Here is a 20,641-nt window from a genome sequence, read left to right as displayed (position 1 = left end):
GTGAGACCAATTTTTCGGCTCGTTCTTGATGTTTAATTCTCTCTCCCATCTCCCCCCATCTCGTTCCCAGCATGAGCTGGGAACGCCCCCACAGAGGCTCTGCCTCCTAATTCTGTGCCAAAATTAATGTGAAAAGCCCCGCAGCCAAAAACGGTGGGGCGTTTGCATTTAAAGCCTCTCTTATGCGGGCTAATTCAATCGTTTCTCAGGGCTGATTATCGAACCTTGGATATCTATAAAACTGCACTTCGGCCAATTATTTTTTCGGGATTGCAACCGGATCCGGAATGGTGGCATCATCAGACGATGCAAACCCTGGGATGGTTAAATCGCTACGGCGATCGCCCCCCAGTGAGTGGGATTTTGTCTCAACTGAGAAACAGCGCTTGTCTCCGGGATTCTCGGTTAGAACAAACCCTTTGGGGGATAAAATTTCCCAATCCTATTGGATTAGCGGCAGGATTTGATAAAAATGGCACCGCCGCCGGGGTTTGGTCCAGTTTGGGATTTGGTTTTGCCGAACTCGGTACTGTCACCTTTCACGCGCAAAGCGGCAACCCTCGCCCGCGAATGTTTCGGTTGCGAGAAGATTTGGCGGCAATTAATCGCATGGGATTTAATAATGACGGGGCGGAAACATTAGCCAAACGCCTAATTTATGCACATGATAAGGGGCAAATGAGCAATGACAAACCTATCATTGGGATTAATTTAGGCAAATCTAAGATAACCCCACTGGAAGAAGCGCCGGCAGATTATTTAGGCAGTTTTCGCCTGTTGAAAGGGTTGGGCGATTATTTTGTGGTGAATGTGTCTTCGCCGAATACACCGGGATTGCGATCGCTGCAAGAAGGGAAACAATTAGGGGCGATTTTAGAGGTTTTGCAAGGGGAGAATCAAGGGAAAAAACCGATTTTGGTGAAGATTGCCCCGGATTTGGAGTGGGAGGCAATTTCAGAGGCGATCGCTGTTGCCAAAACCTATCAACTGGCGGGAATTATTGCCACCAATACCACCATCCGCCGAGATGGATTAAAAACCGAAACAATTGACTTAACCGGCAAACCGATAACGGAAGAAGCGGGGGGATTGAGTGGAATGCCTTTAAAAGAGCGATCGACCGAAATCATCCGGTTTATTCATCAGCAAACCCAAGGACAAATGCCGATAATTGGCACCGGAGGAATTTTCACCGCAGAAGACGCTTGGGAGAAAATTACCGCCGGTGCGAGTTTGCTGGAAATTTACACCGGTTTGATTTACGAAGGTCCCTGGATGGTGCGCCGGATATTAGAAGGGTTGCTGCAGAAGTTAGAAGAAAATGGATTGGGAAGTATTGGCGAAGCAGTTGGAAGAGGGAGTTAAAGATTGGAGGAGAGATAGGCGGATCGCAAGTATGTAGACCAAATAAATTGCACCCTCGCTCTGACTGCAAGCGTTGTTATGCGGTAGATTAGGGTGCAATTTATTAGTAACATACACTGAATGTATTTCAATTCTGCATGACTGAAAAAGCTGAGGTAGGTATGAATTTTTATTTTGGATAAAAACTGCTCATAATATATTTCATCATATCAACTTATCGTACTACCCATGAAATTATAGCTTCGTTCGGCACCGATAAGTTTCCTGCAGAATTGGTCAAAGGTATATAAAATTGAGGCAAAGGTTCTTGCAGTAGGGCGCGAATCGAGAATTTATAGCAGATACAAACTCAGTTTACATCCTACACTGTTTTCCCTGTAAAAGGGGCTTTTGAGAGATTGTACTGTCAATTTTCTCCCTGACTGATTCGGTTTCTGGTCAGTGAAAAAATTAATCTAGATGGAGTTTGTTATGCGGATCGAATAACCCTCAATACCTCCTCATGTTTTTACTCCACATACAACCACCGAAATAAATCGCGCGCCGATAGTTGCCACTCTGTCAATATACTCAACCCGAATAAACTATCATCATTCATCCTTGCCTGTGGGGTTTGATTCGGTTAAAAAATCATCATATTCACCCGCTTTGCAATAAATTCTCCGGGGGAATCGTTCAAGTCGTATTTAGACAACTTGTCTGCTTTAACAGTAAGCGTTTTAGTCAGTTTTTAACCGACTTTAGCTATGAGGCGGGGATTAAAATCCCCGCCCGGTTATCTTTATTGACAATTGTAGAAACTCTGAATGTTTCAAAAATAATGATGATGAGTTCTTCCCGAGTGTTAGATTAATTTTTGCTGAGAACCGAGGCAACCCTGCGTATCGAGACTGATTCAGCCATTTTTATAGGTTTTATTAAGCATTCAGGTGTTTCTCATCTAGCACTCATCTGTTCAGAATTTAATGAGGTTAACCTCAAAGAAAGAGCGGAATAAAGGCGCTCTTTTTGACAAGCGGGGAATAGAAAATCCCCCTATTGATAGTTGCTCTGTTGCAGATAAACACTAGATTTTGGAGATTGACAATGCGGAAACCTGCTTTATGGATCGGCTTATTTCTGAGTAGTGTGGTTGTCACGGTAACGCTAGTGACGGGAACTACAGGCAAAACTTCTGCTACGCCCGATCGCGCGATCGCGCAAACCACTTCCTCCGCCTCGGTACAGGGTAATGTGGGCGGTCCTCTGGCGCAACAACTGCAAGGAAAACCCGTGGTTGTTGATATTTATGCCACCTGGTGTCCCGCCTGTGGCAACATTGCTCCAACCCTGTCTCAATTGCGTCAGGAATATGGCGATCGCATTCACTTTATTAAACTCGATGTCAGCGATCGTTCCCAAACCAGTGAATCAGAAACCCGCGCCAACGAACTAGGACTCGCCAGCTTTTTTGCCGAAAATAAATCCAACACGGGCAGCGTCACCATCATCGATCCCGACACTGGAAATATCTTGGCTCAGTATCGTAACAATCCAGATAAATCTGCTTACACTCGGGTCATCGACTCAGCGCTTAACCCCCAATAATCAATCGCTAAAGGTTGGTTAACTTCCACCCTCTCCTTAACCAACCTTCCCATATTCCCTCTCTTCCATCCGACTTTTTTAATCCCAATAAACCCCTTACTCCTTGACCCTTTGTAAAATTAACCTCCCGATTCCAGGTTATCAAAAAACCATGACTAATTTTGACAAGTCCCATCGTTCGACTAAACTACCTCTGCTTGTAAAATCCCGAAAAAAATGGCTACTTTGGGGAGGATTGCTGCTATTGGGCTTAGTCCTGGCACTGGTCATCAGCGAACCGATTGCTGCACAAATCGAACATATGATAGCGCTTGTAGAAAATCGCTACCAGCAGTGGTTTGTTCGGCAAAACGTTACCAATCCACTGGTATTATTTTCCCTGGCATTTATTGGCGGATTGATTGCGAGTATTTCTCCCTGCATCCTGGCCATGTTACCCATTAACTTAAGCTACATCGGAACTCGCAATATCACCTCTCGGCGCGATGCCTTTATCAAAGCAAGTTTGTTTGTTCTGGGAGCGGTCACTATCTTAAGTTTTTTTGGGTTAACCTCTTCGTTTGCCGGTGCGGTCATGGTTGATTATCGGGGATACATTAATTTGACCGTGGGAGCCATCATTTTTGTCATGGGTTTGGGTCTAATTGGACTGATAAAAATTCCTTTACCCACAGTCAATGTCAATGCTTCTAATTTAGGGCCTTATGGCGTTGGCTTGACCTTTGCTTTGGTCAGTTCTCCCTGCGCTAGTCCGGTTTTATTTGCGGTGCTTGCAGCAGCGGCAGCCACGGGGTCTAAACTGATTGGAACTGTGACGATGATTAGCTATGCATTGGGATATACGATGGTTATTTTCCTTGCCAGTCTGTTGACTGGATTTGCGACCCAAGCCAAAACATTGATGCAGTATTCGGACTGGATTATTCGGATTGGGAGTGTGGCTCTGATTTTAGGAGGCGTTTATTATGTTGTTGAGGGAATTCGCTGGTTTTTATAGGGTTTAGTGTAACTTTTGAATAAATTGGAAAATAGCCTATGTCTGAATTGTTGAATGACATGCTTTATATAAGAGTTGGAGATGAACGTTATTTTTTGCCCGAGATTAGCCTGTAAGACAAAATCCCGCGCAAAACTATGCCTGAAAAGTAGCCTGTGTGGGAGAGCGATCGCTTTCCCCTGCGACTTCTCGATCGCCAGTTTTTTTCTGAAGATTCAAAATCAGGTAAACTGGGAGAAGCGATCGCATCATAATCAAAGCGCGATCGCCCTGGCGATTGTCCTTCTCCAGGTCATCTATAATAGGTATGACTGCATTTTGACCCCCGAATGTTTTGGCGATCGCAACTCCAATGAAACTATTGATACTTCATCCCTGGTTTTTCAACTGGCGTTTTATTCTTCTCCTCCTCGCCGTGAGTGTCCCCCTCATCCCCGTGGCACTCAATTACTACGTTTATTCCGCCACCCAACCCTATCGCTACAGCGATCGCGATCGGGTGACTCCCCAACCGATTGCTATTGTTTTGGGTGCGGGAGTGTGGGAAGATGGCACCCCCACTCCCATGCTTGCCGATCGCATTCAAGCTGCAGTAGATCTCTACAAAAGGGGTCGTGTCCAAAAAATTTTGATGACTGGCGATAACAGCACTCCCCACTACAACGAAGTGGCGGCGATGCAGAACTATGCCGAAAAACGCGGCGTTCCTGTAACAGATATCACCCTTGACTACGCCGGATTCAGCACCTACGAAAGTTGCTATCGCGCCAAAGAAATTTTTGGCATTCAACAGGCAATATTAATCACCCAACGCTATCATTTACCCCGCGCCGTCTACACTTGTCGTCAGATGGGAGTAGATGCTATTGGGCTAGGAACCCCCGATTGGGGAGTCTTTCGCAACGATTCCATGCGATATTATATCCTGCGAGAGATATTAGCGGTAGTCAAAGCATTATGGGAAATTCATATAACCCGCCCCCGCCCGACATTTCTCGGCCCGTTTGAAGGCATTTCGTGAAGCTTTTCGCCTTCAGGAGAGAGATTTTGCGCCAATTATATGGGCTATTTTTTTATCTGGCAAGCAGAAAATCATCTTTTTGAAAAGTTCTCAAACCGCGACAAAGAAATTCTTTAATGGCTGAGACTGTTAGGGCACCCTGATTCAAAAGTTGCACCCCTAGCATTCTCGGTTTGCCGATGTTCTCGAATCAGTCATTGAGGCAATTGGCAACAATTTTGTGGCAAGAGATTTAGGCGATCGCACCCCTTGCACCCCGATTGCGATAGCTTGCCACATCCGCATTGCATTCGATTACCGACAATCGATTCGGCTTTTTTCGGTGGAGAGACCCATTTTACTCTTGCTTTTCGTCAAACAGGCCCATTTTATTCCACAGCAGATTAACCATCATCGCTTTTGCGATGGCATTTAACTCTTCTGTGGTTTCGCTGTCCCCGGAGTTAGGCTGAACCTCCGGTTGGCGTTTTTCGGACGTTTCTTGTTCCCTTTCATCCGGGGTTGGAGTTTCTTCAGGATTCATGTTGCTGTCACCTTCCGTAATGGATTTAGACCTATTCTTACTATATTGCATCCTTTGAAAAGGATTGTCCGCGATCGCTATCTCGGCGATCGTGTGACAATCCTGCGGGGGGATTGCGATCGCGATCGCCTCGGCCATTTTTCTCTCTGATTGCAAAATTATGACATCACGATTGCTGCGGATCTAACTCCACATTTAACTCCCCATTTTCACGAGGAGATTGTATCAGGGTTAACTCTAACTTCCAGTTTTTACCTTGAAGCTGCTTTTTGGAATAGATAAATTCTTTTCCGGTTTCGAGTTGAACGATATAAGAACTTAATTCGGGCAGGTTTTTGACTTCTAGGGGAAAATTGCAGGTCATTATTGAAAAATCCCGTTGCAGCGGTTCGGGCTCTCCTTTTCCTAAATTTCCCCGGGCGATAACTTGGCGATCGCGATTTTTGACCAACACTTCCATCCCCTCCTTAATCTCGCGATCGGCACTTTTTTGACAAGGATTCTCATCTTCCGTAGAAAGCAACTCCACAGTTCCCGTCAACCTGTAATACCGGGGTTCTGGTAATTCTCTCGAATTCAAAACTTTTGGAGGACCGGGTGTAGAAATCGGAATGAAACCTCCTAACAAGCCCCCCACGGCAAAAACAATTACCGTGCGAAATAACGTTAATTTTTTAACCCCTTTCATCAACTGTTTCAAAACCATTTGATTGTTGTCATACCTCTCACGCTTTATTTATATAATGCCCTAAATCTATTTTTTTGTCTTCTTTCTGGAGAGGTATTTTATTTGTCCCTCTTTGGTAAGGTATGATTGCAGGCTGAGGTTGCTAATTTGACTAAAACACTTGCCAATTATTGTGTATTGTAGTTTCAAATAATAGGTACCAAGCCGCCGATGAAGAGGAGTAACTCTGCTAAACACTATTCGTCAGTAATTGTTGTTCTATTATTTTTCTATCTGGTTACCTACAATTTAAATCGGAAAAATCGGAATATTTCAAATAACTATTGGCCGTATTTTGTTGTTGAATTAATAGCTTTTGTCAAAGTGGCAATAACGCAAGCTGGGATAGAAGTCTGTTATTGGGCCAAAAACAGATAGTCGGAGGAGCAAGGGAACAAAATCAAGGGGTGGCGATCGCAACTGCACAGTCAGATAACCAAAGTTTGGGCTTTCCGTCACTCGAAAGCCTTGCAAAATGGGGCACTACAGGAGAAGGAATCGCCGAAACAATCAGCTCATCACAACCCAACAGGTAAATGAAAAGCAACCTAAGCTACAAAACGCGAATTCTGCACTTTCCGGTTCAGGCAAATTCACAGTTGTAGAGTTGTAAAAAGCGCTTTTCAGACATCCAAAACAGCGGAAAAGAAAGATGAATGTATTAGAGCTTACCTTAAAAAACTTGCTTCAAACGCCTACAGCGGAACGTTCTGCAAAACAAAGCAACAGCACCCGCAATACTGTTAGGCTGCATAGTTCTCAGAACCGCAAATTTGACCTATTGCGTCCCCTAAAGCAGCGGCTCGATCGCATCCAAGTCGGAAATCCAAAATCGGCAAGGTTACTGTGTAAACTGATTCCAGCACAGTGTCCGTTTGCGCGAGAAATTAAACTATTCGGAAAAGTTTGGTTTCGCATTCCGCCCCTGTGCAAGATAAACCCGTTATACGAACAGTTGATGAGTCTTCGCTTCCGGGCATTATGTTATTTGGTAGAAGAATGCGGTGAGGAATCATCAGCCTATGGTTGAATTGGATATCTCAACTGGCGGTATTTGTTATCCTCACCGCGCTTTTTTAACGCTGGCGGAGCGATCGCTTTTTCAACCCTTGCAACCGTTGGCGCAGGTGCTCGATATTGGGTTCTTGACGACCATAACGCCAACGAATATAAGCCTGGGAAATTTCTTCGATCGCCCCCACATCCAGATTCGTTTGGTGTCGGCGCAACTCCCGCGCGTACTCAAACGGCGTTTGTGCTGGATGCTTGCGATATCCCTGACGCTTTAAAGTATCCAGAGTTTGACGATAAAGCCGTTCCATCGGCGGCATTTTTCCCAGGAAACGACCATAGCGCCACTGCACGAATCCATTCCAAGCCAACCAACCGAGAAATCCGATACTGGTCACTAAAATCAAGCCGGCAAACAGACCCACCCAACCCCGGGTAAACAGGCGAAAAAGCCAAGCAATACTGCCAAGCACCCAGGTGCCCAGAGCGGAAAAAATTCCTTCGAGCAGACCGGTTACTGGAGAGGGCAACCAACCCGCCACCCAGTTCCAAAACTGCCGCAAAACGCCAAACCGTCGAGATTCTTCAATTGACGGAGGAATGAGGTCGTGACCGGGAATGGGGTCAAAGGCAAACCAACCGAACTCAGGAAAATAGACCTCAGTCATCGCATAAGCATCGGTATTTTGAACCACATAAAGACCGGTAAAGGGATTAAAGTCTCCCGGAGCAAAACCGACCACCAGACGCGCTGGAATACCAATAGAACGCAGCATGATGGTATAAACCGTGGAGAAGTGATCCGGGTAGCCTCCTTGCACCTCGAAGAGAAACTGGAGGACCAAATCTTCATCAGGATCCAAAAAAGGCAAACCGAAGGGGTCTGAGGGGATGGTGTAGTTTTGTTTGAGGTATTGGGCGAGATAAAGGGATTTTTCGTAAACCGAAGTGAGGGGTTTGGGGGAGGTTTGTAAGATTTCTTCAGTGCGTTGGCGGACGCGATCGGAGATTGCCGGTGGAACTTGGAGATAGTATTTGCGAGTTTGGTCAGAATAGTCCGTGGGCGCTTGACCTAAAGCGGTGCGATCGCGGTAGGGGACTTCAGAAATCACCGTATAAGTCAGACCTTCAATTAACCCCAGGGGCGATCGCAGACTGCCCTCCGGATCCACCGCGATTTGTTCCGTGGGAAAATAAAGAATCTTCGGATCGGCAAGTGCGGGAATAATATTCGGCAAATCGGAAACCGCCGTGTAACTTTGAACCACATCTCGATGCGGGACTCGGGGTTTCTCGTTAGGAATCACGAATTGGTAAGTCCAGCTTGGGCGATCGAGAGTTTCGGCATCTTCATTGCGAGAGATTTCCCAACCTTTACCCGTGTAGCGGTCAAATGCCAGCACTCGCCAAAAACCGGGAGCCTGCGATCGCACCCGCATCACCACCTGGGGCGTCATTTCGCCGCGCAGGTTTTGATTGATGCGGGTGTTAAAACCGTAGTAAAATGTGTCGTCGAGTTCGCCGGCAGCGTCATCGGAAGAACCCTCCCCCGTGCCGGTGCCTTCGCCGTCCCCGTTACTATAACCCGGGTTGACAATACTGCGACCGTCAAATTCCCCCTCGAATTCGATGCCAGAACTCACCGGAAACGTTTGGAGTTGGTAGCTCGGAAAGCGAGGCAGGAGGGCAAAAATCCCCAGTCCCAAAGAGACGATCGCCGCGAAAAGGATAGCGTAAAATTTGAGCGCCGAGACGTTGAGTTGACGGCGTTTGCGTTTGGTTTTTCCACGGGGCGAGGGAGTCAGGCCCAAGCGAGAGCGATAATCTAAGACAAGAGTTGGCAGGGCGATCGCTAAAAATACCAGCAAAAAAGGGGCGAAGGCTAACGTTTGGCTAACCGTTCCGGCGACCCCTAACAGAATCAAGGCGATCGCCATCGAATATCCCAAGTCTTGTCGGCGCGGTAGGTCAAAGCTATGGAGAACTTGAAGTTGAATTAATAATTCCGCCAAAACCACCCGGGTGTCGTTGAGTTCTTCCACCAAGCGCCCGAAGAACGCCGCCAACGCCACCAGCATTCCGATGGCGAGCAGGAACTTGACCGCAATATTGCGATTGCGCCGTCGATACCAGCTCCAAGTTGCACCGAGAATGCTCGCCGGAACCGCCCACAGACTCATAGAAGTTCCTGCTGCCACATCAGTCGCCACAATTCCCACCAGAACCAGTGATTGCACCAGAACGCGGAGGGAAAGAGAGTCCTCCACCACGGGAGTTGGCAAGGTTTTAAGCTGCTGCCATAGACGACCGACTAAGGGGAGGTTTTGCAGATGCTGAGTCCCTGAAAAGTTAAACATAAATCGTGGAAGGAAATGTAGGGGTAGGAAGAAGGGGAATTTTCTTCCTACTTTAAGGGAAGGTTCGGCGTTTTTGCATTTATCTTTGGGTGTCAGTGGTGGGAAAAACGACAAAGGTAAGGGAGTTATTGTCGTGATTGTGGAAGCGAACTTCTAACAGATAAGTTTGGTTAGGTTGCGCGTCGTTGAGTTCCACACTCAAGACCCCAGAATGCGGGCGTTGGGCAGTGGTTTGAGTTTCTCCATGATGCAGGTGCAAACTGCCGGCACAAGGCAATTGAGCCTGAACCTTGAGAGAGGCTCCAGACTCGGTGGAGGAAGAAGCCTCCGGATCCCGGTGGAGATATTGAACTTGAATGCTCAGCATCCCCGCACTGGTCAGCCATTGTCGTTCCACCGGATGCCCACAAGCCCGAACCGTCATGCTCAGGGTGCCCATAATTTCTCGCGCCGCCAGCAAACACAGGACCATTTGTTGATCGGATGTAGCCGCTTCGTAGGTGGCGGGAAATTCACCAGCGGTTTTGGAGACTGGATTGGTGGTGGAAGAGTTCGAGCCTCGGGTGGGAGACATTTGCATGACCAATCCCGCCAGGTGGTTTAGGGTGGTAAAGCGATCGGGGAATAATTCTTCCACCGCTCGGACTAATTTGGCACCTTCGCGCACGGAGGATTGAACGAGGGTCTGAGAGCGAGCGAGGATTTGAGCCAAAACTTTTTCCGGCAGGGAAATTGGCAGGCTCAAGGCGGGTAATTGAGCGCTCCACACCATAGCGGGAACTTCTTGCGCGAGAGAAAAGTCAATGTTCTCAGGTTCGTAATCCAGTATCTCGGTTTCCCAGGGGAATAGGGGCGGAGATGAAAGGATTTCAGCTTGGAGTCGGCGCTTCACGAGTGCATAAAAACGGTCTTGCACGGCAGGTATCTCTCCTGGTTTAGTTGGTGGATCTCCTCCGAAACTCGATTCATTGAGGTTTGCAAATCCGGCCTCCGAGTCACCCGCTGTCCCGGGTGGGGGGTCGATCGCTTGCGAATCGAGGGGATGTAAGTCGTCGGTTTCGTCCTGGGCGACGAAATTTTCATTTTCCCCCGGAGGTGTTTCGGGACTTGCCAGCTCCCCAGTGGGTGGCCGATCGCTGGCGATCGGCTTTTGCAAGAGCCAAGCGAGTAGATGTTGCTCGATCGCTTCTGAGGAAGCAAGGTATTTGAAAACTTGCTCGTCCCTAGTCATGTGTTAACCCCCTATTCATCTGTAGATGCACTTTTTCCGGAATCCCGAGCGTTGCGAAGACCCCAGGCTGCTTCTAGCAGTTTAAACCACCGTTTTTGCAGTTGATTGACGGTACAACCGAGTTTTTGGGCGATTTCTGGATCGGGTACTTTTTTTTGCTTGAGCTCGAGTAGTTGCAACTGCTCCGGACCGATTTTGGTTTGAAAGTCTTTCCATTGGCTTGGGCTAAGACCCAAGTTGCGCTCTAAATCCGCTTCTAACCATTGATGCACCAGTTCCCAGCGATGGGAGAGGGCAAAGCGAATCAAATGGTATTTAAAGCGCTGTTGTAAGTAATCTCGCTGACGAGGCGTCAGACCGAGAATTTCTTCGATTTCGCTGGTGGGTAAATCTTGCAAGCGCAAGGTAAAGTAGTCGGCACAGTCTTGTTGACCCCGCTCTTGCAGGTAACTCATTAATTCTTTGACTACAGTTTCGCGCAGGGAATCCTCCGCCGGTTCCGAGTCGAGATCCACCATTGCCTCTCGCACCTGCTGCACCGAGGAGTCATTCCAGGTTTTGTCCGACTCCACCCCCGCTCCTTCTGCCGCTTGTTCCATATCTACAGTGGTTTCCGGCGGTTGCTGTTGGGCGCAGGTCTGCGATCGCAAGATGATGAGCTGCTGAGAGCGCCCCCCAGGCAAGGGAATGCGTCGCTTTCCATATCTTTCGGTAAAGGCCATGTATTCGGCCAGTTCTAACAGGGTTGACGGTGAAAATGTTGGATCGAGTTGTGCTTCTCGTCGAAAAGCATTCAAGGATTCGAGGTAAAATCCCTGCAAAAAATCTTCAATCAGGCTTAATCTTGCTTGATAGCTCGATTGGATTTGGGGAGGAGTTATGTAACGATAAACAATCGCACTCAGGGTACTGTGCAATTCCACTCTTCCGGCTCTTGCTCCTAGCTTGTAGTAGTTGAGACATTGCTGTAGGCGATGTCTCGCCAGGATCTCCATCCAAGTTTGCTCCTCTCCAGAGGCTTGAATGCGCTTGCTTTCTTGGCAAATCCGGGTTACTTCTGCGGCTATGCGGGCGGCTACCTCCCGGCAGTTTTGTTCAGAAGCACGAGTGGACTGCTGGAGTTGTGTCAATAAAAATTCTAATATTTCTTCCACGCGCCCGTCGATTTTTGCCATCATGGTTTGTAACTATCAACAACCCTAGCTTTGACTAGAGATTCCAACAGCTAAACTTGAAGAGACGATCTAAAGTTGCAACAGTGTCAACATGGATTTAGACCAACAAGTTCGGCTGTTAATTGACAATGCACCCCAAGATGGACAAACTCCGGGAATTATAAAGGCGATCGCGCCAGCGCTCGAGCAGATCGCTGTTCAGTTGCGCCATTCCCAGTATTACATCCTGCAAACCCTCAACCAGCGTTGGGTAGTGACTACGTTAAGCAATCGCGCCCAACCTGATATTGAAAAAAAGGTGATTTATGCGTTTCCTTCGTTAGAGGACGCTAAAAACAGTGCTTATGCTCCCAAAGCGTCTCAAGCGATCGCTCTGCCCGTGCCAGTGATTCACATTTTGTTTCAGATGGTCACGATTGATACTGTGGATAGTGTGGTTTTCTTTGAGACCCCCGGGGAACTGACTAGCGGCACGGAAGTCCCTCGTCAAGACATTCAACATCCGATCCGGCTTCAGCTACAGAAGTACCTACAGCATTCACCGAAGCGTCCCAAATCGAGCCAGCTTCCGCCAGACATTGCCTGAGATAGAAGCCGCAACGCATCCGGGGATCTACAGCATCGCCAGTGATTTTCTGGCGATGTCTGGCGATCGCCCGGGGCGTGCGCGTTCCAGCAGAGCTTTCCTCTTGCTGAACCCTCATTGCTAATACAGACGGCTCAGGACGTAATCAGCCAACTTCACCAACGCTTCAGAACATTCCGATGGCTCTAGGCAATTTAGATGTTTCACCGCCACTTCGGCATGATGAGCCGCCAGTTCTCGCGATCGTGAAATCCCGTTTGACTCTTTAATCAGGGTCATCGCCTTTTCCAAGTCGTCTGCTTCAGCAAACTCGCGCTCGATCAAGACTTCCAAATAAGGTTTTTCTTCCAGGGCAAATAACACCGGGGCTGTCAGATTCCCACTTTGGAGATCCGAACCCGCGTTTTTGCCTAAGCTTTCCGTCGAACCGGTGAAGTCCAAGATATCGTCCACAATTTGGAAGGCCAGACCAATATGACGGCCATATTGATAAAAGTCCTCGGCCATTTCCGCTGTTACCTCACTTAATATACCAGCGGCTTTCGCACTGTTGGCAATTAAGGAGGCAGTTTTATAATAGCTTTTTTCTAGGTATGCTTCAATTGACAAATGGCTGTCAAATCGATTCAGTCCTTGTTGAATTTCCCCTTCCGCGAGATCCATAATTACTTCTGAAAGAAGTTTGACAACTTCCAAGTTATCTAAATTCGCTAGGTACCAGGAAGACTGGGCAAACAGAAAATCTCCTGCCAACACCGCCACGCGGTTGCCAAATCGGCTGTGAACCGTAGGCACCCCTCGGCGAACTTCAGATTCGTCCACCACATCGTCATGCACCAAGCTGGCGGTGTGGATCATTTCGGTGATGGCCGCTAACCGCCGATGCCGGGGGGTCAGTTGTCGATCGGGTATCGTCGCTCTCGAGAGCAACAGGACAATTGCTGGCCTCACCCGTTTTCCCCTAGCGCCGAAGAGGTACTCCGCCGCAGCGAATAATATGGGGTGACGGGCCCCAACAAGCTTTTTCAGATTCTCGGTCAACAAACGCAGGTCTGCTTCAACCGGGGAAAATAGGGAGGTGGTTGAGGTCATGGATAGGCCGACTCAGGCGTCAAGTTACGAAATTTTACATACATTCTAAGCGAAGCCTCTGGCAATCCGAAAGTTTTATGACAAAAAACTCCTCAAATCTCATCCAGCAGCTTGCTGCGTCAATTGTAGAGAATTGTTAAGCAATTTGGCAAAACCCGTTCCAATTCAGCCATCTTGTGTTATCCTAAATCGTAATAATTGAAACATTTCCATACATAAAGCGCCACAACGGCTGTAGGTCTTGCTGACTTCCGTTGTGAATGTCTGTTGTAGCGGAGTACGCACTGGGGGCAATATCCCAGCTACAGGTAGCCTTCCTAATTTGGGTCTCCTTTTAGGAGAGGCTATAGCTCGAACCACGGAAATCCCAGATTCGGTTACGATTTGTAACTGAGGGGTGCTGTGGATTTGGCAAAAACTTTAGGGGAATTCCCTAATTGTATTGGTTCCCGACCTGCTCTTAGCTGGAGGAACCCAATCTGTTCGCAGACCTCAAGAAAACCCAGAGCGGGTTACGCCGAGCGGGTTCCGCCCAGGAGTACCCGATACTGGAGCAGGAAAAGGTCTCGCCTCCACGGCATGATTCTAATTGTTTTGTTCGCTCCTGAGCTGTTTTGGAAGGAGGACGCAGGCATCAAGCTGCAGTCATCTCGCGAAGGTAGGTTGCGGCGATCGAGACTGCGAGTCTGGCTCCAAAGCGCGGGGGCAAGGGCGAGATATCGCCCCGAGGGAGGCGCGGCTCGCGATGTTCCGAGCTTGGCCTGTGGTGGGTCAGCATTCTTGCGGTCAGTTTCCTGCCTGAGAATGCTGAGCCAAAGATTTCTCATAAACATTTAAGTTCAAGACCTCCTCGCTTACCTCATCTGGCCGTACTATGACTTACCACGATATGCCTTTGATTATTCCGATTCTGGCAACCGGTTATTTGTTAGCAATTTATCTGCTATTGAGCTTAGTAGGACGACACGCGAGAGGATCGAGTTCGCGTCCCTAGCCCAATTTAGGCACATTCCCGATCTCAGCGATCGGGTCAACAGCCGCAGCAGAACCCTCTGTGGTCAACAAACTACTCGATCGCAGAATCGAAAAAGTCAACCCGCAGCAAAATCGCGCTGCGGGTTGACTTCCATTCGATCCGCCAAACCCACTGCTACTCCAAAGGTTTAAGCGGTAAAGGCTCGCTTTCTGGCTGAGGTAAGCAAACTTTTTCCACCGTGGGAGTACAACCGAGCCACTGCACCGCACGTTGGCCAAACTCTTCCGGACAACCGCTCACCCCAAATCGAGTTGGCAGGGCAGCACCAGTATCGCGCAATCCCAAAGCTTCGAGTTCTCGAGCCGCAGCTTGCACCACCCATACAGCCGGATCCACCAATTGCACCGACCTCGGCAAAATGGACTTGAGTACGCGGGCCAAAAGCGGATAGTGAGTACAGCCGTAAATCAAGGTATCAATTTGCTGCTCCTGTAGGGGCGCAAGATATTCCCGCGCCACTTCCATCGTGTAAGAATCGTGAATTCGATTGCGCTCGATTAACGGCACAAATTCCGGACACCCCACTTGCCAAACCCGACACTGAGGATTCATTTCCTGAATCGCTCGCCGATACGCATTACTTGCGGCGGTAGCTGGAGTTGCAATCACGCCAATTCTGCGACCTTGCCGGACAGCCGCCCGCGCTCCCGGTAAAATCAGCCCCAAAATTGGCACATCAAATTCCGATTGTACGGTTTCGAGTGCCAAAGCCGAACTGGTATTGCACGCCATAATCACCATTTTCACCCCCTGTGACTCCATCCAGCAGAGAATCTCGCGCACGAATTGCACGATTTCTGCCGGCTGGCGGTTGCCATAAGGGAGGCGAGCCGTATCGGCAAAATAAAGAATCGACTCGGAAGGTAATTGTCGGTAAAGTTCTCGTAAAACCGTCAGTCCCCCCACCCCACTGTCAAAAATTCCAATTCTAGCTTTTTGGATATTTCCCCCAAAGGGTTTGCGAGGGCGGGGTTGTGAAGACGCACCTACTGGCGTCTCTGGGAAAAGTGGGTCGGGAGAGCGAGACGAGGATGGCGAAAAGCTGGTTGCGTCGGCATCTCGAGAGGCACTGGAGACAGGATCGATAAAGTTAGACACGAGGCTAGAGATAGAGTTGAGTTTGATGCAGAGTTCAGGTCTAAAGGCGAGTTTGGTGCAACGGACGAAAACTGTTCGTTCGATGAAGTCAACCCGCTGCTGTCTAAGCACTCGGTCGGTCCGAGGGACTAACCGGTTGCAGACCCACGCAGAAATTAACGATTCTGAAGGTACTGTAGGATACCGCGAGCGATCGCCTCAGCCAATTGGTTTTGATGGGCCACAGTTGCCAATCGCGGTGCATCCTCCGCACCAGTGACAAAACCGACTTCTACCAAAACCGCCGGCATGGAGGTGTGCCGCAACACATAAAATCTAGCTCGGCGCACGCCGCGATCGCGCGATCCGCTCATCTGTAGCACACTGTTGTGAATCGTCCGCGCCAGACCATTCCCCGTAGCATAATAATAGGTCTCGATGCCATTCACATCAGGACGACTCATATCGATCGCATTGGCGTGAACGCTAACAAACAGATCCGCATTCACCCGATTAGCAAGCTGGACCCGAGGAGCCAAATCGATTTCGCGATCGTCGCTACGAGTTAAAATCGCTTGCACCCCATTTTGCTCTAAAATTGCCGCCACCCGTTCCGAGATCGGCAGCACGATATCCTTTTCTTGAATTCCGCCAATCCCAATTGCACCCGGATCGCGACCGCCATGTCCGGCGTCGATCGCCACCACCACGCGGGCATTGCGAGGCAGACGCATCGAATTCGGCCTTGGATTGCGCTGGGGTGGAGCCACCGAACCCGTTCCCCTAGAACTCGAAGCAGAAGTTTGACGCGGCCCGTCCAACGCCACGGAGAGCACTTCCGGACTCGGCTGAGTGAGTTGACCAATTCGCACCCCAGCCGATGGCTGCACTAAAATTGCCACAGTTTCCCGGTCTTCTTGTTCCAGGCGAACCCACAAAAAAGATCGGTTTCCGGTAGGTTTTGGCGGTCTAACCCCGTTGGAGAGACGTGCCGATGGAATCGAGATTTTATAAGCTCCTGAAGCGCGATCCCATCCGCTGGTGTAGGTAAACGGGCTATCGGATCTCACCAAAATTTGCGAACCATCTCTTTGAAGTTCGACCCCCTCAATTTCCACCAGGCGATCGCTCCTCGACCTGGACCTAGATGCTACATTTCCGGGAGTTCCCGACCCGCTAGCATTCGGCAAGAGCACCACGCCCCCAAAACTGCTCCCTGTCGCCAACCACTCCGAGTCGCGATCGCTGAGCAGAAACGTCAGGCGCACCACTGGCGGCGAGGACTCTACCTGCCTAACATTCAGACGCGCCACCCCATGCTGATTGTAAAGCTGGTCTCTCCATCGCATATCCGACGAAATGGTAGCTCCTTGTAAATCTACATACAAAGCCCCTTCGTCATTATTGCGCTGGACTTCAATTTGTGGCTCTCCCCCCTGCGTCCGGATAAAAAAGCCATCCGGCGTCACCTGAACATTCTCCAGTTGAATGCCTCCCGCCGCGATCGCCATCTCGTCCCGGGATGCTTCTCCATACAGCCGTTCTGGTTCGGAGGCCCGACTCGATACTGCACCTCGCCGTTGCGGAGTGGGGACTTCCACGGTCCACTGATTGGCCGTTATGCCTCTAAATTTCACCTCTCCCGGGTCTAACGTGTAACCCGGGCTGAGTTCAATCACCAACCGAGCCGTGTCAGATTCAAACTGACCCACCCGAATGGATTGAAATCCCTCCTTCACAATCGGCTGAGTCACCGTAGGACGTCCGAGGGTGGTTCCGGGTAAATCAATCACCAACCGAGTGGGATTGGCAATTAATTGCGCCTTCGGTTGCACCCCCCCTTCTGTCGTAAAGTGAAGTCGGTTTTGACTGGTATCAAAACGCCAAAACTCCAGTTGTGCTGCTTGAGACGGACTTGCTAGCAGCAAGACACTGATTGCGGAAGGTAGTAGCCAAGAAAATACTTGCGGTTTCACCCAATTTCTCCTGTGGAGCCGTTGTTTAGACAAATAACACAGCCGTAGAGGTTTGCCTGGTTGCTCGTGACGCTCGCGCAAGCGTCTGAGTTGGGCCTCTAACGATATCTGAACTTCAATGGATTAACATAATATTTAAAGCTGGTTTGAAAGATAGCATGTTGCGAGCCTGGATGGGACGAAGGACGTGGGACAGTTTCCCAAATTAACGTATCGTTCATCGGGTTTGTCTTATCGCGATCGTGCAATCGACCCAGAGGGGATAAAACGCTCTTGCCCTACCAAGCCCGTTTAGACGAAGACCAAGGCTTGATGACAAGCTGTGTTAGTTTAATCGATTCATCCTTGATTTGCCAATCATTTTTCACTGCCTTCACCTTCTTTTCCGGATGGGACACTCCTACCTTGCTCGGGAGGGGTGCCCGATAAGCGCCACCAAAATTCCGTGGCTTCGATGCCCCAACAACTATTCTTCCCATCTGAATGGTTTTCTTAGGGTGTGGACTGAGAAAACCCAACCACTCGGGGGAGGAAAATCACAGGGATTGCTCAGGCGCTGCATCGATTCAGGTTCAGCCTCGGTGAATGAAGGGGATAATTTTCCGAGTGGCGATCGCCCCTTCCCATCCCGAGCCCCACCCTGGAAAGCCCGCAAGTTTCACCCCGCCGTTTCCCCATCGGTCTGTGGAATAAAATACAAAACTATAACATCTGCTGTTGATATTGCCATCGTTGTGTCAAACTCACAGGAATGGAAGTTTCCCAAGTTTTTCAACCCTATCAGATAGTTTGCCTCGAACATCTTGGTCGCTACCTGTATGCAGAAGTGATTCAAATCGTAGAAAATCGCGGAATGCTTTGGATCCGCCCTCTTATGTTGGCAGTTTGGCCGAGTGACACCCGAGACCCCTTTCAGGAATCGCCGCGATCGCTTTACGATCTGCGCGAGGGTGCCGATCTGGTGTGGCCGATTCATTTATTTCGACTGGCGGTGGATACGGAGGTGATTTCCCTGTTCGCGCAGCTTGAGAATTCTGCCTCCCCTGCGCCGGAAACCGCAAAAATGAACCATCAGCAACTTAGAGGCTTCGTACAGCAGGTTTGGCACGCCTATCCCCATGTGTTTCAGAAAATTGGCAATGGAGTGCCTACAGAGCAAGGAGACCCACAAGCCGATTGAGAGGGAATTCCTACAGGAGTTAAGCGTAATGAATCCCCGCATGTTTCATGCGCTCGATCGCTTCGGTGATGCGCGCTTCGGGGAGGGTGAGGGCGATGCGAACGAAGCCTTCCCCGAAGACTCCGTACCCATTCCCAGGAGGGACGATAATCCCACAGTTTTCTAGAAGTAAGGTGGTAAATTCTGTAGAAGAATACCCTTGCGGAACGGGTGTCCACACGTAAAGGGTGGCTTTGGGCGGTTGCACGGGCCACCCGAGCGATTGTAGTCCGGCAATCAGGAGGTCTCGACGTTGGTGATAAACCGAGCGGATGGCGTGGAGTTCTGCTTTTGGGGTCAAAAAACCAGCGATCGCCGCTTGTTGAATGGCCTTAAACACCCCGGAGTCTACATTAGATTTCACCTGCGCCAGGGCTTGAATTGCACTTGCATTCCCCACCACAAAACCCACCCGCCAGCCTGCCATGTTAAAAGATTTAGACAAACTGTGAAATTCGATGGCCACATCTATCGCCCCCTTGACTTGCAGCACGCTTGGAGGCTGATATCCATCAAACGCGATTTCCGAGTAGGCACAATCGTGGCATAGCAAAATATCGTATTCTCGGCAAAATGCCACCAATCTTCCAAAAAACTGCAAATTGGCTACAGCGCTGGTGGGATTGTTGGGGTAATTAATCCATAGCAGTTTTGCTTTTCTGGCAACGGCTTCGGGAATGGCGTTTAAATCCGGCAAGAAGTCATTGTCCGGTTTCAGTGGCATGATGTAGGGTTCGCCACCGGCAAATAAGGTTCCCGTTCGGTAGACCGGATATCCCGGATCGGGAATCAGGGTGTAGTCGTCAGGATCCACAAATGCTAAAAACGTATTGTGGATGGCTTCTTTCGAGCCAATCGAAGCAACGACCTGGGTTTGCGGGTTGAGTCCCGTTACGCCAAATCGGTGTTCCATCCACTGCACCACTGCTTCTCGGAAGTCGTTCGTGCCTCGGTAAGGGGGGTAGTTATGGGTGGCTGGATTGTCAATGGCTTCATGCATTGCCTGGAGAATGCGATCGGGAGTCGGTTTGTCCGGGTCTCCCACACCCAAATTGATAATATCAATCCCCTGAGATAATAATTCCTTTCGTTTGCGGTCAATCTCGGCAAATAAATAAGGGGGGATTTTCTTTAAACGGTTGGCAAACTCCATGACGACTAGACAATCAGCTCCTGCTAAGGGTAGAAAACCATTAGACAGTTTACCTTACCCTTGGGGCGGCTCAACAGTGTTTTTCTAGACTGTGGGGGGTTGAGGCTCGAGTCGCTGCTGACGGGTTGTCGGGTGGATGAGGTGGAACCCGAGCAAGGTTGAAGCAATGCACCCTAAAATTTTGCCCCAGAGGATGTAACCACTGGTGCCGATTTGCTGGTGCTGAGCTGCGATCGCAGCTTTGTAGGGGTTATCGGCTGGCTACGAGCTGAATGCGTCCTGCATCCATCTCTGCCATCAATAACTCTAGGGCTTCATAATCCACATCATCGATATATCCTAGCCTGGTTAACTCGGAGTTAATCCCATTTTCAATATCGGGAGTTAATTGCTTGATATAGAGGGCTTTTTCTACCAGTTGACGAATCATAATAACCTCCGATACGTTTGGAAACCCCCGTGCTTTAGCCGGGGGAGGAAAAACGAACGTGCGGCTTTAGCCGCCGTC

17 protein-coding genes are annotated in these 20,641 nt (G+C 49.3%); 7 read left to right on the top strand and 10 right to left on the bottom strand.

All coding sequences use genetic code 11. The features are described 5' to 3' along the window. The first annotated feature begins 225 nt into the window (after positions 1-225). From LKK83_RS27605 to LKK83_RS27590, 4 genes are all read left to right on the top strand, one after another. A complete protein-coding gene (locus tag LKK83_RS27605) occupies positions 226-1,365 on the top strand; it encodes a quinone-dependent dihydroorotate dehydrogenase (protein ID WP_324634669.1) in 1,140 nt (379 codons plus the stop codon). Positions 1,366-2,451: 1,086 nt separating this feature from the next. Beyond that, on the top strand, positions 2,452-2,952 hold the full coding sequence (locus LKK83_RS27600) for a TlpA family protein disulfide reductase (RefSeq protein ID WP_324634668.1): 501 nt from the start codon (positions 2,452-2,454) through the stop codon (positions 2,950-2,952). Between the two features lie 235 nt (positions 2,953-3,187). Then, a complete protein-coding gene (locus LKK83_RS27595) occupies positions 3,188-3,949 on the top strand; it encodes a cytochrome c biogenesis protein CcdA (protein WP_324634667.1) in 762 nt (253 codons plus the stop codon). A 352-nt stretch (positions 3,950-4,301) separates the two neighbouring features. Continuing rightward, positions 4,302-4,970: a SanA/YdcF family protein gene (locus LKK83_RS27590; RefSeq protein WP_324634666.1), complete on the top strand. Its 669-nt coding sequence runs from the start codon at positions 4,302-4,304 to the stop codon at positions 4,968-4,970. 337 nt (positions 4,971-5,307) lie between these two features. Here the strand turns inward: LKK83_RS27590 and LKK83_RS27585 are convergent, their stop codons facing one another. Then, positions 5,308-5,493: a hypothetical protein gene (locus LKK83_RS27585; protein WP_324634665.1), complete on the bottom strand. Its 186-nt coding sequence runs from the start codon at positions 5,491-5,493 to the stop codon at positions 5,308-5,310. Between the two features lie 166 nt (positions 5,494-5,659). Next, the gene (locus LKK83_RS27580) at positions 5,660-6,199 is read right to left on the bottom strand and encodes a hypothetical protein (protein ID WP_324634664.1); all 540 of its coding nucleotides are present in this window, start codon (positions 6,197-6,199) and stop codon (positions 5,660-5,662) included. 673 nt (positions 6,200-6,872) lie between these two features. Between LKK83_RS27580 and LKK83_RS27575 the strand changes: the two genes are divergently transcribed. Further along, positions 6,873-7,250, top strand: a complete 378-nt coding sequence (locus LKK83_RS27575; protein ID WP_324634663.1) for a Mo-dependent nitrogenase C-terminal domain-containing protein — start codon at positions 6,873-6,875, stop codon at positions 7,248-7,250. Positions 7,251-7,296: 46 nt separating this feature from the next. Here the strand turns inward: LKK83_RS27575 and LKK83_RS27570 are convergent, their stop codons facing one another. The 3 genes from LKK83_RS27570 to hetZ form a co-directional block, all read right to left on the bottom strand. Further along, positions 7,297-9,588, bottom strand: coding sequence for a transglutaminase TgpA family protein (locus LKK83_RS27570; RefSeq protein ID WP_324634662.1), 2,292 nt, complete (start codon positions 9,586-9,588; stop codon positions 7,297-7,299). Positions 9,589-9,667: 79 nt separating this feature from the next. Further along, positions 9,668-10,819, bottom strand: a complete 1,152-nt coding sequence (locus LKK83_RS27565; protein WP_324634661.1) for a hypothetical protein — start codon at positions 10,817-10,819, stop codon at positions 9,668-9,670. 11 nt (positions 10,820-10,830) lie between these two features. Further along, positions 10,831-11,997, bottom strand: coding sequence for a heterocyst differentiation protein HetZ (gene hetZ, locus LKK83_RS27560; protein WP_442957370.1), 1,167 nt, complete (start codon positions 11,995-11,997; stop codon positions 10,831-10,833). A gap of 88 nt (positions 11,998-12,085) precedes the next feature. Here hetZ and LKK83_RS27555 point away from each other — a divergent pair, with 88 nt between their 5' ends. Beyond that, positions 12,086-12,580 (top strand): hypothetical protein, encoded by a 495-nt coding sequence (locus tag LKK83_RS27555; RefSeq protein WP_324634660.1) that lies wholly within the window; start codon positions 12,086-12,088, stop codon positions 12,578-12,580. 120 nt (positions 12,581-12,700) lie between these two features. Here LKK83_RS27555 and sds read toward each other — a convergent pair whose 3' ends face one another. The 3 genes from sds to LKK83_RS27540 form a co-directional block, all read right to left on the bottom strand. Then, complete coding sequence (gene sds, locus LKK83_RS27550; RefSeq protein ID WP_324634659.1) at positions 12,701-13,672, bottom strand: solanesyl diphosphate synthase; 972 nt, start codon at positions 13,670-13,672, stop codon at positions 12,701-12,703. A 1,150-nt stretch (positions 13,673-14,822) separates the two neighbouring features. Continuing rightward, positions 14,823-15,650, bottom strand: a complete 828-nt coding sequence (gene murI, locus LKK83_RS27545; protein WP_324634694.1) for a glutamate racemase — start codon at positions 15,648-15,650, stop codon at positions 14,823-14,825. Between the two features lie 311 nt (positions 15,651-15,961). After that, the gene (locus tag LKK83_RS27540; protein WP_324634658.1) at positions 15,962-17,761 is read right to left on the bottom strand and encodes an N-acetylmuramoyl-L-alanine amidase; all 1,800 of its coding nucleotides are present in this window, start codon (positions 17,759-17,761) and stop codon (positions 15,962-15,964) included. 751 nt (positions 17,762-18,512) lie between these two features. Between LKK83_RS27540 and LKK83_RS27535 the strand changes: the two genes are divergently transcribed. Beyond that, the gene (locus LKK83_RS27535; RefSeq protein ID WP_324634657.1) at positions 18,513-18,941 is read left to right on the top strand and encodes a hypothetical protein; all 429 of its coding nucleotides are present in this window, start codon (positions 18,513-18,515) and stop codon (positions 18,939-18,941) included. A 19-nt stretch (positions 18,942-18,960) separates the two neighbouring features. On the opposite strand, the gene LKK83_RS27530 is transcribed toward LKK83_RS27535, so the two are convergent. Next, the gene (locus LKK83_RS27530) at positions 18,961-20,133 is read right to left on the bottom strand and encodes a pyridoxal phosphate-dependent aminotransferase (RefSeq protein ID WP_324634656.1); all 1,173 of its coding nucleotides are present in this window, start codon (positions 20,131-20,133) and stop codon (positions 18,961-18,963) included. Positions 20,134-20,383: 250 nt separating this feature from the next. After that, positions 20,384-20,563 carry a hypothetical protein gene (locus LKK83_RS27525; protein WP_324634655.1) on the bottom strand — a complete coding sequence of 60 codons (180 nt, stop codon included), beginning with the start codon at positions 20,561-20,563 and terminating at the stop codon, positions 20,384-20,386. Between the last annotated feature and the right edge of the window lie 78 nt (positions 20,564-20,641).

It is taken from the genome of Phormidium sp. CCY1219, assembly GCF_035615515.1.
Taxonomy (GTDB): Bacteria; Cyanobacteriota; Cyanobacteriia; order Cyanobacteriales; family Laspinemataceae; genus CCY1219.
This window is presented reverse-complemented; position numbering and strand designations above follow the sequence as displayed.